The organism is Chryseobacterium sp. Leaf404 (genome assembly GCF_001424145.1).
In the GTDB taxonomy this organism is placed as follows: domain Bacteria; phylum Bacteroidota; class Bacteroidia; order Flavobacteriales; family Weeksellaceae; genus Chryseobacterium.
In genome coordinates this window covers 255,112-271,000 of the sequence record NZ_LMQM01000011.1, presented here as the reverse complement: position 1 = coordinate 271,000, position 15,889 = coordinate 255,112, and the positions used below count along the sequence as shown (strand labels likewise).

Here is a 15,889-nt window from a genome sequence, read left to right as displayed (position 1 = left end):
TTTTTACAGATCTTTCAGAGAATCGTAATTATCTTCTGGGTTTTGGAAATTTTTAAGGATGCGGATCACTTTCACAACATTATTTTCAATGTAATAGATAAGTGTATTATGCTTTGTAATCAGTATTTTCTGATACTTGGTATTTTCATATTTCTGAAATACAGCAATTCCATCAACGATGATTTGTAAACAGCGGTCGAGTTCAAAATTAAAATCCTCCAGCACTTTATCATTCCATCTTTTTAAAAGATAGTCTTCAATTTTATCCAGATCATCGAAGGCTTCCTTACTAAATTGAATTTCCATTTCTGTAATCTTCTAATCTTTTTCTGGAACGCTCTTTTACCTGATCATAGCTGTAGATTCTTCCGTTTTTAAAATCTTCCTCAGCTCTTAAAAATGATTCCAGAATTTCCTCTTTTGTTTCGTTTCTCCATTCTTTTGGTTCGATGATTTTTGAAATCACCAGAAGTTCTTCGGGTGTGAATCTTTTTTCCTTTAATTTCTTGAAAAACGTAGGTTTCTTAATCCCGGATTTCTCAATAATGTAAGACATTTTAAAAGGAGAATTTTTCAGAATCTCATCGATATTATTTTGAATTTCTATATATTTTTCTATTTCAGCTATCATAATTTTATAAATTTTGGTATCACTTTATGAGACAAATATAATAAAATTCTTATTTTTTTTGAAAATTTTCAGCTTTGAATTAAATCTGTGCGTCGAAATCCACAGATATAATTTCTACAAATGGAAATACCTCGGATCAGGATACTGAAACTCAAAATCCAAATCGCTAATTAATTTTTCAGGAGAAATAGTTCTTCCAACCGTCGTTCTCTCGCCATTGTATGGCATACTTTTCTGCGCATTGATCACCTGTTCTTTATTTGGATGAATCGGGGCAACAACATTGTAAACTTTCGATTCAGAATTATTTTCCAGCATTTTTTCAATCACCGAAGCAATATCTGCATAATGAATATGATTCACGAGCTGGTCAAGACCTGAGACATTATAATTTTTTAAAAGTCTGTCACCACCCATCAATCCGGCCAATCTCAGGATATTTGTTACAGGAAATTTTTCTATAATAAAACTTTCACTTTCCACATCTTTTGCAGGCTGATCGTCTTCAGTAAATTCCCGATCTTCCTGAGCATAAACGCCAGTGGAGCTCATCAGAAAAAGCTGTCCTTTAAAATCCCCAAGAAAATTTAGCAGATTTTCTCTCTTTTCATTCATCGGAATTTGCACACCTCTGATTCCTGAAAACGGAACGCTGATGATAATGGCATCTAAATCTTTTGCGGCTTCCCATTCTTTCATTTCGGCATCCAGTTCGTTCGGGAAGTTAACCAACGTAGCCTGATATCCTTTAGATTTGAATTCTTCGAACTTCGATTCTGTCGTCGTGGTCGCAAAAATTTGATATTGGCTTGATAACCTTTCTGCTATATGGCTTCCGAGCCAGCCGCAGCCGATGATTCCTAGTTTTTTCATTTTATTTTTTTATTTAATTAGTCTTCCAGGTCTTTTATGTTGGACTGTAAAAAAGCCAGAATTATGATTGAGTTGGTAAAATCTTCTTTGATTTGAATTTCATATCGTGATTTGAAAAATGACCTTCTGCAATCAAATCTCATTACGAATTCGTCGTTATAAAAATTATATAATGATTGTGAACCATTCGACCAACCGTTAGATTTTAAAATGTAGATTTCAGTATAGGGCTGACCGTAATAAAATAACCTGTCTTTCTCGAAATCAATCATTACCACTAATTTTCCGTTGCTGTCAAAAAATTCAGTATTACGGTACAAAAAACCTGAATGTCTTATTTTGTATATAGTGTCATTTATTTTTAACCGCTCATTTGCTCCCGCAAAAAATCCCGATAAACGCTCTCCAATCAGAAATTTATTTTCATCAATTAACTGCAATGAATTTTTTGTTCGTTTAACGGTTAGTAATTTCATGTACCAAAAATATTAATTTAATATCAACATTCATCACTGTGATTCATTTAATTTGAAGAGAAAAAAGATCGTCAGTTCGAGTGTTTTTCGCAGCAAAGCGGAGAAAAATGTATCAAGAGCCAATGCACAGACGACGGTTTGTCAAACAAAAGTTCTCGATACGGTTTTCTTCAAAAACCTACTCGAACTGACGCACTGTTTCGACGCTTTTGTTAATATCGTCAGTTCGAGTGTTTTTCGCAGCAAAGCGGAGAAAAATGTATCGAGAATCTGTGAGCTGAAAAACAAAATTTGTCACCATTCAAAAAGTTCTCGATACGGTTTTCTGCAAAAACCTACTCGAACTGACGCACTGTTTCGACACTTTTGTTAGCATCGTCAGTTCGAGTGTTTTTCGTAGTGAAACGAAGAAAAATGTATCGAGAACCAGTGAGCTAAAGAAAACAAAATTCGTCACCCATTCAAAAAGTTCTCGATACGTTTTTTTTCAAAAACCTACTCGAACTGACGTACTGTTTCGACGCTTTTGTTAATATCGTCAGTTCGAGTGTTTTTCGCAGCAAAGCGGAGAAAAATGTATCGAGAACGAGTGAACAAACAACGGTTTTCTCAAACAAAAAGTTCTCGATACGTTTTTTTTCAAAAACCTACTCGAACTGACGACAGCTCGACTTCTTTTTATTTAAACAAAAAACTCAGCATTCCGCTGAGTTTGGTCATCTGGGCGGTTTGTGAGGAGTAGCTGAGGCGGTCGAGATCCAGTCCGAAAGTTTTGAAAACACTGTACAGATCTTCCGCCGACTGAGAATTGGGTGCCGACTGTAGTTTTCGGTAACCATCCAGAAATGCTTTGAAACTGGTATAAGCAACATCTCTTTCATGGTCTGCCGTGGCAACGTCTTTTCCTTTTCCGCTGTAGATTTGTTTGGTGTAGACTGCATCGTATTCGTTGTAGGAAGTCTGCAAAGTTGCGGTAAGAGGATGGTTGGAAATCACAGGATATTTTCCTGACTGAATGTTGGTAATAATTCTTTGAGCTAAAGTCGCAAGGTCTTTAGTGCTCAATCTCACTAATGAAATTTTCATCGTTTAATGTGTTTATTTGTTAAAAATGTATTAATTAATCAAAACAAATATAAATAATTCTACATTTAGTTTAAAACATTTTGTGGAGAATAAAATGCAGCTGCATGAAGTTTCCCGCAACTTGTTGGAGACTTCATGCAATTGCAGGAGGTTACAAACAAGGTTGTTTTAAATAAAATGCGGGTGCAGGAGGTTTGTTTTAAGGATGTTTGTAAGGTTTTGCGGGTGCGGGTGGTTTTGATTGGAGGTGTTTTTGGAAATAAATTTTTGTTTTTTTTCTTGTTTTAAGGGAACACGTAATTAATACTGCTAAATTAAATTTACATTTATCAAATTATATCAAATCAATTAAAGTTTTTGATATATTTGAATACATACAATAACTATTTTATAAATATTAATATGGCAGTACCTGAACAGTATCTACAGACAACAAAGAACTTGGAGAGTTTTTTTAATTCACTCTTAAATGCTCAAGCTCCTTCAAAATTCACAAACAAATTTTTAGAACAATTAGAGTTTAAAAGTACAAATGACAGACTTTTTATAGGAATTTTAAAAATGCTTGGATTTATTGACAGCAATGGAATTCCCCAAGAAATTTATTTTCATTTCTTAGATCAAACTCAGTCAAAAGCTATTTTAGCTGATGCTATTAAAAATGCATATTCAGATCTATTTAATATAAATATAAAGGCAAATGAGATGAGTTCTGGTGAAGTTAAAAATAAACTTAAAACATTAACTCAAGGAACAAAGACAGATAATATATTAGGTTTAATGGCTAATACGTTTACAGCTTTGTGTAAATATGCTGATTTTACAAGTACTAATATTATTCCTTATCAAAACACTGAAAATTATTCTCAAGAAGAATTTCAAGAAAATCCAAATAAATTCACACAAGAGTTAATCAGTAAAAAAATTTCAACTGAAATGCATTATAATATTCAAATCCATTTACCAGAGACTAGAGATATATCTGTTTATGATGCTATTTTTAAAAGTTTAAAGGAACACTTATTATGAAAAATAATGACATTTTATATTCATTTGCATTTAAAGGATTATTAACAGAAGAAGCTTTAGATAAGACTGCAAGATTAAAAAAGTCAAAATTTGGAAATGAAGAGTTGCAAAAAATTAAGCAGTCACTATGTTACGAAGATTTCGACGAGGAGTTGCTTATTAAAGCTCAAAAAATGGCTGTTGTTTACACGGCAATTACTGCTTTTGAAAATACTGTTAGAGAATTTATTTCAAAAAAATTGTTAGAAAACAAAGGTGAAAACTGGTGGGAAATATGTGTTTCTGAAAAGATCAGAAATAAAGCTGAATCCAGAAGATTAGAAGAAAGTAAAATAAGATGGCATACGCCAAGGGGAGACACCATTATAAATTATACTGAATTTGGGGATTTACTATCAATTATTAGAAATGCAGAAAATTGGACTTTTTTTGAACCACACATAACATCAATGGAATGGGCTGATCAAATTATCCGGACTATTGAACGTTCAAGAAATGTTATTATGCATAGTGGAGAATTAGTAAATCAAGATATTGAACGAATTGGAATGTATATTAGGGATTGGTTCAATCAAGTAGGTTAAAAAGTTGAATGAAAAGTCTAAGGACACAATATAAACTATAAATTATTAATTTAAATGAAGCATTATACGTATTGTTATCAATGTAATGAAGAAGACAGAGGAGATTCTATCGCAATTGGAGAAATAAATTCCAATTTAATTGCAATTTGCGAGTGTAAAAATGGACACAGATTTATTAGTGGTCTGATGCATGAACTATTTGACATTCTATATTTATCTGCTTTGGATTCTTTTTTTAATGGGAGTTATTCGGAAAGTGTTATGAGCTTTACTGCCTCATTAGAAAGAACCTATGAATTTTTTATTAAAGTAACTATGCTAAAAGAGGAAATTACTCTTGAGTCTATAGACTCATTTTGGAAAGAATTAAAAAATCAATCTGAAAGGCAAATAGGTGCATTTTGCTCTCAGTACTTAAAAGTTTCAAAAACTTCGTGGCATTTAAACACTGATATGGTTTCATTTAGAAATAATGTAATTCATAAAGGATATATTGCAACATCTGACGAAGTAAAGAAATATGCGAATTATACCACATCACTTCAAATGACTATCTTAAATATTTTAAAATCAGAATTTTCAGAAGAATGTACTAAATTGTATTTTCATCAAAAAGAAGTAAATAGTTCAAGCACTAAAGAATTGCAAAAAAAAACAAAATTACAATTTGTTGCTACAGGTCACCCTTCAATTTTAAAATGGGATATTCCTGGTTCGCAAGACTTAACTATAGATGAAGCGATTGAGGATTATAAAAGGATTTATGAAAAATTTAAAAAATAGATTTTATTTAGCTGTTTACAACTTTTAGAAATTTATCATAATATTTGACCTCTCAGTTCTTCAATCGGTGAGCAAATACAGAAAAAAGAACGAATTACTATCATAAAAGATAAAACCTGCCTTACAGCAGGTTTTTCCATATCTAAAAAGTTTTAAAACAAACTCTCATCCACAAAATTCGGCAGCGTCACCTTCAAATTCGGTTCAGCTTCCATCGCTCTTTTAATCGCAAAAACTGCACCTTCATTTCTTGCCCAGCTTCGTCGGGAAATTCCGTTGTTGACGTCCCAGAAAAGCATAGATTTTAATCTTCTGTCGGCATCATCGCTTCCATCGAGCAACATCCCGAAACCACCGTTGATGACTTCGCCCCAGCCAACGCCACCACCGTTGTGAATACTCACCCAAGTTGCCCCACGGAAACTGTCGCCAATCACATTTTGAATCGCCATATCTGCCGTAAATCTCGACCCGTCATAAATATTGGAAGTCTCTCTGTACGGCGAATCTGTCCCCGAAACATCGTGATGGTCTCTTCCCAAAACCACCGCTCCGATTTCTCCGTTGGCAATGGCTTTGTTGAAGGCTTCAGCGATTTTCATTCTTCCTTCCGCATCAGCGTACAGAATTCTCGCCTGCGAACCAACGACCAGATTGTTTTCCTGAGCGCCTTTAATCCACGTGATATTGTCTTTCATCTGCTGTTGAATTTCCTCCGGCGACGTTTTAATCATTTCCTCTAAAACGGCACACGCAATATCATCGGTTTTCTGCAAATCTTCAGGTTTTCCGCTGGTACAAACCCAACGGAACGGCCCGAAACCATAATCAAAACACATCGGCCCCATAATATCCTGAACATAACTCGGATATTTAAACTCTCTTCCAATCGTAGGATTTTCCGATATTACATCGGCTCCGGCTCTGGAAGCTTCGAGTAGAAAGGCATTTCCGTAATCGAAGAAATAGGTTCCTTTTGCGGTATGTTTGTTGATGGCGGAAGCGTGTCGTCTCAAGGTTTCCTGAACTTTTTCTTTAAATAATTCAGGGTTTTCTGCCATCATCGTATTCGATTCCTCAAAGGTTTGCCCGACCGGATAATAACCGCCCGCCCAGGGATTGTGAAGCGAAGTCTGGTCTGAACCGATATCGATTCTTAAATTTTCTTCATCAAATTTCTCCCAGATATCGACGATATTTCCAAGGTAAGCCAGAGAAACCGTTTCCTGATTTTCCTGAGCTTTTCTTACTCTTGCCACCAGTTCATCCAGATTTTCGTGGATTTCATTCACCCATTTCTGTTCGTGACGGATTTTGGTAATCTTTGGATTCACTTCGGCAATCACCGTAATACAGCCTGCGATATTTCCGGCTTTTGGCTGAGCTCCGGACATTCCGCCTAAACCTGAAGTGACAAACAATCCGCCTTTTGGTTCTTTATTGATTTTTCTGAAAGCATTCAAAACCGTAATTGTTGTTCCGTGAACAATTCCCTGCGGACCGATGTACATATAAGATCCTGCCGTCATTTGTCCGTACTGCGAAACACCCAGCGCATTGAATTTTTCCCAATCATCCGGCTTGGAATAATTGGGGATCATCATTCCATTCGTCACCACGACTCTCGGTGCATCTTTGTGTGAAGGAAATAATCCCATCGGATGACCGGAATACATTGTCAACGTTTGTTCGTCCGTCATTTCCGACAGATATTTCATTGTTAAAAGATATTGCGCCCAGTTGCTGAACACCGCACCGTTTCCTCCATAAGTTATCAGTTCGTGCGGATGTTGCGCCACGGCATAATCCAGATTGTTCTGAATCATCAGCATAATGGCTTTTGCCTGCTCAGATTTCCCTGGATATTCCGCGATATCTCTCGCTTTCATCTCGTAATCCGGACGGAAACGATACATATAAATTCTTCCGTATTTTTCCAGTTCCTCCTTGAATTCCGGCAGCAATTCTGCATGGAATTTTGGTTCGAAATAGCGTAAAGCATTTTTCAGAGCGAGTTTTTTCTCTTCGTCTGTTAAGATTTCTTTACGTTTTGGGGCGTGGTTGATGTGGGTTTCGTATGGTTTTGGCCGAGGGAATTCGGTGGGAATTCCCTGCTGTATTTGTTCTTTAAATGTCATTGTTTAATTTGATATTTGAAGTTCGATAGTTGAAATTAATTAAGGTTTTAAAGATATTCAAATTAAAAAATCCCTGCAAACAAAGAAAGAGAATATAAAGGAGCGTAGAAAATTCCCCTCCTCTGGAGGGGTGGCGAAAAATCTTTGATTTTTTGACGGGGTGGTTTATGCGCAATTCAACCACCCTTACTTTCCATTTGATCGAATCCAACCATCCGGAGGGAATTTTATATGCTATAATTTTTGATGATAAAATCTTCCATTTCTTTCATCACTACGGAAAGATTGTTTTTAATATCAAAATCTGAAATTCTGAATACTTTCAATCCCAATGATTCCATATAATCCTGTCGTATACCATCATCAATATCTTTTTCATCATGGCTTGTGCTTTCAATTTCTACGATTAATCCGAGTGTTTTTACATAAAAATCAACAATATAATTTCCAATTATTCTCTGTCTGTCAAAATCAATTTTATGAAAATTTTTGGCTCTCACTTTCTTCCAGAATATTACTTCATTTAGAATTCCTGCTTTGCGTTTTTGAGGTAAAAGTATTTTTAAATTTGGATTGTAGGGTAGATAATGGAAGCAATTTTTGTAAATCGTAATTCCGTTTATTTCTGTGAGGATTTCTTTCATAGCGTTGTGTTTAATGAAAGATAAGAATATTTTTTGAGCCTCTTTAAAAATTATTAAAACAGTTTCATTATATTGGTTATTACCGGCTTTATTTATTGAGTCTTCGACAGGCTCAGACTGACAAATCTAATACCAACCGCTCAATTTTACGGTGTCACTCTGAGCTTGTCGAAGAGTTTTTGAACCATAATTATTTATTTTATAAAAATTTAAACAAACTCTTATTTAAAAATAATATTTTCTTCTCAAATTGCGCGTAACCACCCCGTCTTCTCCCTTTGGTCGAATCCACCCCTCCAGAGGAGGGGAATTATGATTCGACTGTTTTTTTTCTATTGCTCAAAACAACAAAACCCCGCTCAAAGGCGAGGTTTTATCGTTCAATATATATAATTAATTTGTGTTCTTCACTAAAACCCATCCCGTGAAGGTTCGGCCGTCGGGAAGTGTGATGACGTACCAATAACTTGATGACGGAATTGGTCTTCCTGCAATCGTTCCGTCCCAGATAATTTGGGTATTAGTATCCTGTTCGAAAATCTTGAACTGATAACGGTCAAATACTTTTACGTTCGTCATTTTCTTTCCGAAAACGTGAAGGTTTTTGATGATCCATTTATCATTGATACCGTCGCCGTTGGGTGTGATGGCATTTTTAATATCCAGAATTACTCCGTCCTGTTTTACGATACATTTTCCTTCAACATATTTTACGTAAAATGTTGTGATTCCGGTAGGAAGATTTGTAAAAATATTACTTTGCTGCCAATTGATGCCGTCAATTGAATAGACAATCGGCTGTGAACCTGTTGCTGTAATTGTGTAGGTGTTTCCGCTCGCCACCATTTGCTGGATTACGGGAACATCATAATATTTTGCTTCAAATGTCGCTGTGTACGAACATCCGTTATCCGAAGTAACAGTAACTGTGTAAGTTCCCACAAGATTCATATCTGTAACTGTATTTGAATTTGAAACGACCTGACCTGCAGGATTTGTCCACACGTAACTTACAATAGTGTGTCCTTCCACTTTCAGAGTGTAGCTGAAGGTTGCGTCAGGACAGAAAAACTGTGTCGGAATTTCAAAAACAGGCACTTTTTTAAGGCTGATTTTAATCGTTGTGTATTCAGGGCAAAGTCCGGGAGCTTCCACCTTGACAAAAATCGTGTTGGGACCTGTATTTTGATTGAAATTATATGCAGCCGGATTCGAAATTACATTCGAGTTTGCCTGAAGATCAGGTAAAGAGGGGTAGTACGTGAAAGTCGGATTACTGCCGGAGTACATCTGGTTCTGGAAGTGAGTCAGATTCACGCTTTCAATTCCATCGTTCATTTGATCACAGACATTGTTCAGTAAATAAGGCCCGGGCTGCATGATGAGTTTGTCACCAAAAACAAAGTTGATACTTGCGATATCATCACAACCTGGAATATTCATCACGCGAACCCAAATCTGTGCAGGGAAAGGATTCGCTGTAAACAGCGTTGGATTTTGAATACCGTTGATTCCGTTCTGGGCATCCTGTTGCGTCAGGAAAAAGCTGAATGTATTCATTGGATTGGGCAAATCCACGTATTGATTTGTGAAATTCATCAGATTAACCTCGTAGTTTCCGTCGAGATTGTCATCGCATATTTTTATGGTAGAATTGATGGCTTTTGGAGGGAAATACGTGTTCAGCTGCAATGGGGCAACAGAAAAGCATCCTGTAGTGGTAGCGGTAAATCTTGCCCAAATCTGAACGCTGGAAATATCCGTAATCAAAGTGTTTCCAATCTGATTTGCAGGGCTTCCTGCGTTGGCCTCAGCCTGAGTAAAGTAAAATTTAACATTAATATTTGATAGAGGATACGTGTTTTGCGCAGGATTATACATCTGCGGAATCGCATCGGTGAGGGTGAAGGTTTCACTTAAATTGAAATCTTCATCACATTTGTTTAGAACAGCATTGTTGGTGATGACGACAACAGGCAGAAAGTTCATCTGAATGGTCAGTTTTGAAGCTGAAAAACATTCTCCTGAATTGAACTTAATTTTAACGTATACCGTCGCATTTCCGGTTACCGGATAGCTTGTTATGTTGGTTATTTCGTTGGAAAACGTCTGGTTGGCGGCATTGTAATTTTGATAATACGAAAAATTGACAGCTGATGAACCTGAGTAGATTTGCGGCTGGGCCTGAGTGAGATTGTAATTTTCCACACCATCATTGTTGTTGTCGCAAATATTATTCAGAACAATATTTACATTCGGATTGACGGATGGTGTTGCAACCAAACCAACGGTAAACGGATAAACCTGAGTACAGTTGTAAGAATTGATCTTTACAAAATATTGCTGCGAGCCATTTAAATTAACTGTAGTTAAAGGATTTGTTCCCGCTAATGCATTGGACTGAGAACTATAAAATGTAGTTGTCGCATTTTGATTACCGACAATAGCTGCAGAGAATTGATTTAAATTGACATTTTCTGAATTATCATTATTAAAATCACAAACTGTAAAACTGGAACCGACAATCACAGGATGCACTAGATTCACAGTAATCGGCCGCACGGTAAAGCAATCATCACTCTGCTCAAATCTTACATAAAAAGTCTGGCTAACCAGATTTCCGTTATCTGTTATCATCTGAGTTAGCGGGATGGGATTATTGGCATAAAATGCGTCATCTGCACTTGCATAAAACTCTGTAACCGGCACAGTAAGCGGATCGATCAGAAGATTGGATGATAAAGTACTGAGATTTACCGTAATATCTTCGGTTCCATTGAAGCAGATGTATTCATTTTTATGATTGGCTTTAATTTTTGTGAAAGTCACATTCATGTTCACTGTAACGACTGTAAAACATCCTCCAGGAATTTGTACTCTGATAAAAACCGGATAAATACCTTCTTTAATGGTCTGCAAAACTGTTCCCTGAGCGGCATAAGCAGCAGCATAAGTTGAATAGGGTGTAAAAGTGGCACCGGCCTGCGTGCTGATTAACGAACCGAGTTGTAAAGCAAATTCAAAAGGCTCGTTATTATCATCATTAATGTCGCAAATCGTTATAGGATAATTGATTCCATGGGCATTTACTCCAGGCTTAAACTGGAAGGTCACCGGACCTAAAACGTAGGTGCAGTTGGTATCCTGAACCCTCAGCCAGATTTGTGTTCCCGCAGATATATTGGCTACAGTAACAGGATTTATGTTATTCTGAGCATTGTTTTGACTTAAAAAATAAGCCACAGAAGTATTCCCAGATGCCAAAAGTGAATTATTCAAGAGGCTGAGGTCATAATTGTCTTCAACACCATCATTATTGGTGTCGCAAAGAACTACTGAACTGGTCAAAAGTTGCTTCGTTAAAAATTCCAGACTGAGCGTAGCCACCCTGAAGCAGGAGCTGGTAGACGGGTTTTGAATTCTGACATAAATAATTTTGTTCGAATTCAGCTGATAGGAATTTGATATTCCATTTACATTATTTTGGGCATCCTGTAAAGTATTGTGATATGTGAAATTAAAGTTGGAAGGGTTTTGTGAGGTTAAATTAGGTTTAAAACTGTCCAGATTAAGATTTATCGGATTGTTTCCACAAAAATTCTGACTGTAATTAATCGCTGTTGGATATGTTGGGTCAAAAGTAAGATTAAAAGTATCTGTCAACGTCAGAACACTGTTTCCGCAGGTGTTGAAATTGACTTCAGCGGTGTAAATTTCATTCTGAGTAGGGCAGAGTGTCGTCTGAATTCCCGTGGCAAGGGTTTGTCCGGCCGCATTTTTCCAGATCACTTCAGGTGTAATGTCGTTTCCTGAGGGTGTGAATTTCCATGCTTCCTGCTGTGCTTCCCAGTTCCCTGTGTTTCTTGAAGCAGGAGAGTAGCCCAAATTTCCGCTGTCATTGATAATTCCCACGAGAGCATTTTCAAATTTTCTTGTTGCGCATGGGATGAGCTTCTTATCAATAAAAACTTCAATGATATTGGTGGTTTCGTGCAGTACAATCTGGGAAGATGATCTTTCGGTGCATCCGGCCATTCTTCCTTCATAAAAATTCACAACAAATTTTCTGTTGGGCGCTGTCCCGATGGTGGAATAAAAAATTTCAGACTGATCGGCAGCCGAAAAAACCATATCGTGATAAACCCCGAAAATAGAATTTTTCGGAAGTCCGGTATTGGGATTTTGCCAGTTGACATTCGGGAAATTGATTTTTCCTGCCTGAGTGGCGTCAAAAGTGATCATTCCGTTGGAACCAATCACCAAAGCATTAAAATTCTGATTGAAAAAACAGAATATAAATGGTAAATTGATTGCTGAGGTAAAAGCATCATCAAAATTCGCATTCATTGCTGTACCCGCATCGAATGCAATCGCAGGAGTGAAAGTGCTTTGAGTAAGATTGTATGTTGTCGTCTGTTTTATCGTGGGATATTCTGCATGTAGGGCAATACATCCATTGGTATTTAAATCATTCGTACAGGTCACGTGAAAATTTTCGTTTCCTGAATTGTCTTTTATTAAAACATTTAAGTTGTTTTGTGAATAAACTGTAAAACTGATGAATAAATAAATAATTTGTAAAATTCTTTTCATTAAAAATAATTATTTGGTTATTTTTTAATTAAATCTGGTTATGTTTGAATATTATGCAAAGTTATAACTTTTAAAATATTAATAACATATTCATAAATATTTATTTATAATTATTTAAAAATGAATTAACATAACAAAGGCTGTCCCTATCGAGACAGCCTTTGTTTTTGGTTATATTAAATCTGTAATTTTATAATGATTTAATTATCAATGTCATCTTCCTCATCTGCGTTTTCGTAATTCTCATCATCCTCTTCATTTTCCATGTCATCAATCAGATCATCTTCATCCTCGAACTGATCTTCATCGTCATCAGCGATATTGTAAACATCGTCCTCTTCTGCTGGTAACTGATCGGTAATCTGTTCAAAATTATCGTCATCTTCCGCACCCGGAATATCAAGTCCGTAAGGCATTCCATCATTTACATGGCCGGGATTTAAAATTGGATTACCGTCTCCATCCAAAGGGATGTGTTCTTCCCTGTTGAAAATATCTTCACCCGGATTGTAATCCATCTCATCGAGCTTTCTTTCTTGCTCTGCAGCATTGTCTTCTGTAATCATAATATTATTTTTTGTGATGTTTCTGATAAGACAAAAATGAGTCCAATTTCAAAAGAGCCAAGTAAAAAGTAGAAAGAGATAAGTAGTTTTTAAGATCAAAGTGTAAAGGAAAAAGATCCAAGTTTGAGATGTTAAAGTTTTTGCTTCACACAATAAGTATTTGAGAAAAAAGTTGTTAATAAATCTCAAATCTCAAATCTCAAATCTCAAATCTCAAATCTCAAATCTCAAATCTCAAATCTCAAATTTTACCCGTACACTTCTTCATTCGCACAGGTTGGCATTTTTTCTCCTTTTGAGAAGGCGACCAGGTTTTCGGCGGCCAGTTTTGCCATTCCGTTTCGGGCTTCTTCGGTTGCCGAACCGATGTGTGGTAGTACACAAACGGTGGATAGGCCGAGCAGAAGATTTTCTTTATTCATCGGTTCGGGATTGGTGACATCCAGACCTGCCCCCCAGATTTCTTTGTTTGTCAGGGCTTCGTACAAATCATGCTCATTCTGAAAACCACCCCTCGCTGTATTAATAAAAATGGCATTGGGTTTCATTTTTTTAAAAACTTCAGCATTAAAAAGTTCGCTCTGTTCAGGTTTGAAATTTGCATGGATGGACAGCACATCAGACTGAGCCACCAGTTCATCGAACGAAACGTATTTTGCATCTAGCTCTTTTTCCGCTTCTTCGTTGTGATTTCTGTTGTGGTAAATGATATTCATCCCGAAAGCATATTTCGCTTTTTTAGCCATTTCAAAACCAATTCTTCCCAAACCAAAAATTCCCAGAGTTTTCCCTGTAAGTTCCTGACCCAGAGCAAAAAGCGGATCAAAATCTCCCCACTCACCGTTTTTTACTCTCTCAAAATAAAAGCTTGAGCGTCTTGCTACCGACTGCATCAAAAGAAAAGCAGTATCTGCCGTGGCTACACTCAAAACGTCCGGTGTATTTCCTACAGGAATGTTTCTGGCATTGGCTTCCTTGATATCTACATGATCAAAACCAACCGACAGGAGCGCAATGGCTTTCAGATTCGGGCATTGGTCAAAAAAATCCTTGTCAAATTTATGGAAGCCGACATTTAAAATAAGATCAGAATCCTGACAGTATTTAAGCCATTGTTCATCCGAAAGGTTATCATGTTCGGGAATGAATACATCCAGCCCGTTCTCCTGCATTATCTTAATTCCAATTTCAGGAATTCTTTTGTTTACAAATACTCTCATAATTTATGGTGTGTTCAAATAAAAAACCTCACTGTTTTATGATGAGGTGTATTTAGTGTTATTTTAAATTAATTTTTAAATAATTTTTAAATTCAATTATCATTCCGAACGCCGAAATTTCAACCCGTGATTTTAATCAATTCGCCCTTTCTTTTAACTAAATTTTTGTAATCCCACTGTATTTCTACAGATTTTTTAAGCCATAACCTTAAATCATCTAAGTTAATCTCAGTTTTATCATTGAAAAATATTGATGCATCCTGAAATTTTTTGCCTTCTACATTCAGTTTTTCTTCCTGAAAAGATTTTCCGCTCCAGAACATCAGCCGGATTCCCTTTTTTTGTTTGCTGAAACCCACAATCGGATTTTCCTCCAAAAACCAAACGGGATGAGAATGCCAGATTTTATTTTCGGCATCATTCAGTTCCGCATCAATTATTTTTGAAAGTATATCGCAGATTTCCTGATCTGAATCTGACTGTTTTTCAATGTAATCAAGAATATCAGGATTAATCATATTTATTGATTGGTACTATTCAGCATCGGAACAAATTTATAGGCACCGAATTCTTCTTTTTCAAATTCTGTGGGAGAAATTTTGGTAAATCTGTACAAAACCTGCTGATCAGTCGGCCCCAGTGGAATTACCATTTTGCCACCCACTTTCAGCTGTTTCAATAATTCCGTGGGTAAAACTGAAGCGCCGCAGGTCACGATAATTTTGTCGAAAGGAGCAAAAGTCGGTAGTCCGGCAAAACCATCCCCGAAACTTTGAAATTTAGGGTAAAGATTCATTTCTCTCAGTTTCTTTTTAGAAAAATCAAAAAGATCTTTTTGTCTTTCAACTGTGTAAACCAAGGCTTTCATGGCGATTAAAACTGCAGTCTGGTAACCGCAACCGGTTCCGATTTCCAGAACTTTTTCACCTTCCTTTACCTCCAAAAGTTCAGACTGTTCTGCAACCGTGGAAGGATGCGAAATCGTCTGGTGTGCAGCGATGGGAAACGCGCGGTCTTCGTAAGCGTAATCTTCAAAAATACTTTCAATAAAAAGATGTCTGGGAACGTGGTTGATGGCAGCCAAAACGTTTTCATCACAAATCCCGATGCTGCGTCTGAGATAATCTACCAAATTCCTTCTCTTTCCCTTATGTACAAATGAATCCTGCATTGAGCAAAAATAATGATTTCATTTGAGATTTGAAGTTCGGGATTTGAAATTTTGCCATGATTTTATCAAAATTACATCAACATATTTCATGATGC

Annotated in this window: 15 protein-coding genes; 3 read left to right on the top strand and 12 right to left on the bottom strand. The window is 36.4% G+C overall.

Annotated elements, in window-relative coordinates:
- Positions 1 to 3: 3 nt before the first annotated feature.
- From ASG31_RS11080 to ASG31_RS11060, 5 genes are all read right to left on the bottom strand, one after another.
- Positions 4 to 306 (bottom strand): type II toxin-antitoxin system RelE/ParE family toxin, encoded by a 303-nt coding sequence (locus ASG31_RS11080; protein ID WP_056032168.1) that lies wholly within the window; start codon positions 304 to 306, stop codon positions 4 to 6.
- Positions 290 to 631, bottom strand: a complete 342-nt coding sequence (locus ASG31_RS11075; RefSeq protein WP_056032165.1) for a hypothetical protein — start codon at positions 629 to 631, stop codon at positions 290 to 292. Before ASG31_RS11075 ends, ASG31_RS11080 begins: the two co-directional genes overlap by 17 nt.
- Before the next feature lie 114 nt (positions 632 to 745).
- Positions 746 to 1,504, bottom strand: coding sequence for an NAD(P)-binding domain-containing protein (locus ASG31_RS11070; RefSeq protein WP_056032162.1), 759 nt, complete (start codon positions 1,502 to 1,504; stop codon positions 746 to 748).
- A 17-nt stretch (positions 1,505 to 1,521) separates the two neighbouring features.
- A complete protein-coding gene (locus ASG31_RS11065) occupies positions 1,522 to 1,980 on the bottom strand; it encodes a hypothetical protein (RefSeq protein WP_056032159.1) in 459 nt (152 codons plus the stop codon).
- 678 nt (positions 1,981 to 2,658) lie between these two features.
- Positions 2,659 to 3,066, bottom strand: coding sequence for a DUF6261 family protein (locus tag ASG31_RS11060; RefSeq protein ID WP_056032156.1), 408 nt, complete (start codon positions 3,064 to 3,066; stop codon positions 2,659 to 2,661).
- A 402-nt stretch (positions 3,067 to 3,468) separates the two neighbouring features.
- Here ASG31_RS11060 and ASG31_RS11055 point away from each other — a divergent pair, with 402 nt between their 5' ends.
- Genes ASG31_RS11055 through ASG31_RS11045 form a run of 3 tightly spaced genes read left to right on the top strand, consistent with a single transcriptional unit; the run spans position 3,469 to position 5,462 of the window.
- On the top strand, positions 3,469 to 4,095 hold the full coding sequence (locus tag ASG31_RS11055; RefSeq protein ID WP_056032153.1) for a DUF5343 domain-containing protein: 627 nt from the start codon (positions 3,469 to 3,471) through the stop codon (positions 4,093 to 4,095).
- Complete coding sequence (locus ASG31_RS11050; RefSeq protein WP_056032151.1) at positions 4,092 to 4,679, top strand: Swt1 family HEPN domain-containing protein; 588 nt, start codon at positions 4,092 to 4,094, stop codon at positions 4,677 to 4,679. Before ASG31_RS11055 ends, ASG31_RS11050 begins: the two co-directional genes overlap by 4 nt.
- A 54-nt stretch (positions 4,680 to 4,733) precedes the next feature.
- Positions 4,734 to 5,462: a hypothetical protein gene (locus ASG31_RS11045; RefSeq protein WP_056032148.1), complete on the top strand. Its 729-nt coding sequence runs from the start codon at positions 4,734 to 4,736 to the stop codon at positions 5,460 to 5,462.
- Positions 5,463 to 5,614: 152 nt separating this feature from the next.
- Here ASG31_RS11045 and ASG31_RS11040 read toward each other — a convergent pair whose 3' ends face one another.
- From ASG31_RS11040 to ASG31_RS11010, 7 genes are all read right to left on the bottom strand, one after another.
- Complete coding sequence (locus ASG31_RS11040; RefSeq protein WP_056032143.1) at positions 5,615 to 7,600, bottom strand: urocanate hydratase; 1,986 nt, start codon at positions 7,598 to 7,600, stop codon at positions 5,615 to 5,617.
- 227 nt (positions 7,601 to 7,827) lie between these two features.
- Positions 7,828 to 8,244 (bottom strand): endonuclease domain-containing protein, encoded by a 417-nt coding sequence (locus ASG31_RS11035; RefSeq protein WP_056032140.1) that lies wholly within the window; start codon positions 8,242 to 8,244, stop codon positions 7,828 to 7,830.
- Positions 8,245 to 8,637: 393 nt separating this feature from the next.
- Positions 8,638 to 12,837, bottom strand: coding sequence for a T9SS type B sorting domain-containing protein (locus ASG31_RS11030; RefSeq protein ID WP_056032137.1), 4,200 nt, complete (start codon positions 12,835 to 12,837; stop codon positions 8,638 to 8,640).
- A gap of 200 nt (positions 12,838 to 13,037) precedes the next feature.
- A complete protein-coding gene (locus ASG31_RS11025; protein ID WP_185113210.1) occupies positions 13,038 to 13,403 on the bottom strand; it encodes a hypothetical protein in 366 nt (121 codons plus the stop codon).
- A gap of 248 nt (positions 13,404 to 13,651) precedes the next feature.
- Positions 13,652 to 14,623: a 2-hydroxyacid dehydrogenase gene (locus ASG31_RS11020; RefSeq protein WP_056032134.1), complete on the bottom strand. Its 972-nt coding sequence runs from the start codon at positions 14,621 to 14,623 to the stop codon at positions 13,652 to 13,654.
- A 119-nt stretch (positions 14,624 to 14,742) separates the two neighbouring features.
- Positions 14,743 to 15,141 carry a DUF1801 domain-containing protein gene (locus ASG31_RS11015; RefSeq protein ID WP_056032131.1) on the bottom strand — a complete coding sequence of 133 codons (399 nt, stop codon included), beginning with the start codon at positions 15,139 to 15,141 and terminating at the stop codon, positions 14,743 to 14,745.
- Between the two features lie 2 nt (positions 15,142 to 15,143).
- Positions 15,144 to 15,794, bottom strand: coding sequence for a protein-L-isoaspartate(D-aspartate) O-methyltransferase (locus ASG31_RS11010; protein WP_056032128.1), 651 nt, complete (start codon positions 15,792 to 15,794; stop codon positions 15,144 to 15,146).
- Positions 15,795 to 15,889: the final 95 nt, after the last annotated feature.

Excerpts from the sequence above, each read along its gene's own strand:
- ASG31_RS11080 (WP_056032168.1), bottom strand. The coding sequence starts at position 306 with ATGGAAATTCAATTTAGTAAGGAAGCCTTCGATGATCTGGATAAAATT.
- ASG31_RS11075 (WP_056032165.1), bottom strand. The coding sequence starts at position 631 with ATGATAGCTGAAATAGAAAAATATATAGAAATTCAAAATAATATCGAT.
- ASG31_RS11070 (WP_056032162.1), bottom strand. The coding sequence starts at position 1,504 with ATGAAAAAACTAGGAATCATCGGCTGCGGCTGGCTCGGAAGCCATATA.
- ASG31_RS11065 (WP_056032159.1), bottom strand. The coding sequence starts at position 1,980 with ATGAAATTACTAACCGTTAAACGAACAAAAAATTCATTGCAGTTAATT.
- ASG31_RS11060 (WP_056032156.1), bottom strand. The coding sequence starts at position 3,066 with ATGAAAATTTCATTAGTGAGATTGAGCACTAAAGACCTTGCGACTTTA.
- ASG31_RS11055 (WP_056032153.1), top strand. The coding sequence starts at position 3,469 with ATGGCAGTACCTGAACAGTATCTACAGACAACAAAGAACTTGGAGAGT.
- ASG31_RS11050 (WP_056032151.1), top strand. The coding sequence starts at position 4,092 with ATGAAAAATAATGACATTTTATATTCATTTGCATTTAAAGGATTATTA.
- ASG31_RS11045 (WP_056032148.1), top strand. The coding sequence starts at position 4,734 with ATGAAGCATTATACGTATTGTTATCAATGTAATGAAGAAGACAGAGGA.
- ASG31_RS11040 (WP_056032143.1), bottom strand. The coding sequence starts at position 7,600 with ATGACATTTAAAGAACAAATACAGCAGGGAATTCCCACCGAATTCCCT.
- ASG31_RS11035 (WP_056032140.1), bottom strand. The coding sequence starts at position 8,244 with ATGAAAGAAATCCTCACAGAAATAAACGGAATTACGATTTACAAAAAT.
- ASG31_RS11030 (WP_056032137.1), bottom strand. The coding sequence starts at position 12,837 with ATGAAAAGAATTTTACAAATTATTTATTTATTCATCAGTTTTACAGTT.
- ASG31_RS11025 (WP_185113210.1), bottom strand. The coding sequence starts at position 13,403 with ATGATTACAGAAGACAATGCTGCAGAGCAAGAAAGAAAGCTCGATGAG.
- ASG31_RS11020 (WP_056032134.1), bottom strand. The coding sequence starts at position 14,623 with ATGAGAGTATTTGTAAACAAAAGAATTCCTGAAATTGGAATTAAGATA.
- ASG31_RS11015 (WP_056032131.1), bottom strand. The coding sequence starts at position 15,141 with ATGATTAATCCTGATATTCTTGATTACATTGAAAAACAGTCAGATTCA.
- ASG31_RS11010 (WP_056032128.1), bottom strand. The coding sequence starts at position 15,794 with ATGCAGGATTCATTTGTACATAAGGGAAAGAGAAGGAATTTGGTAGAT.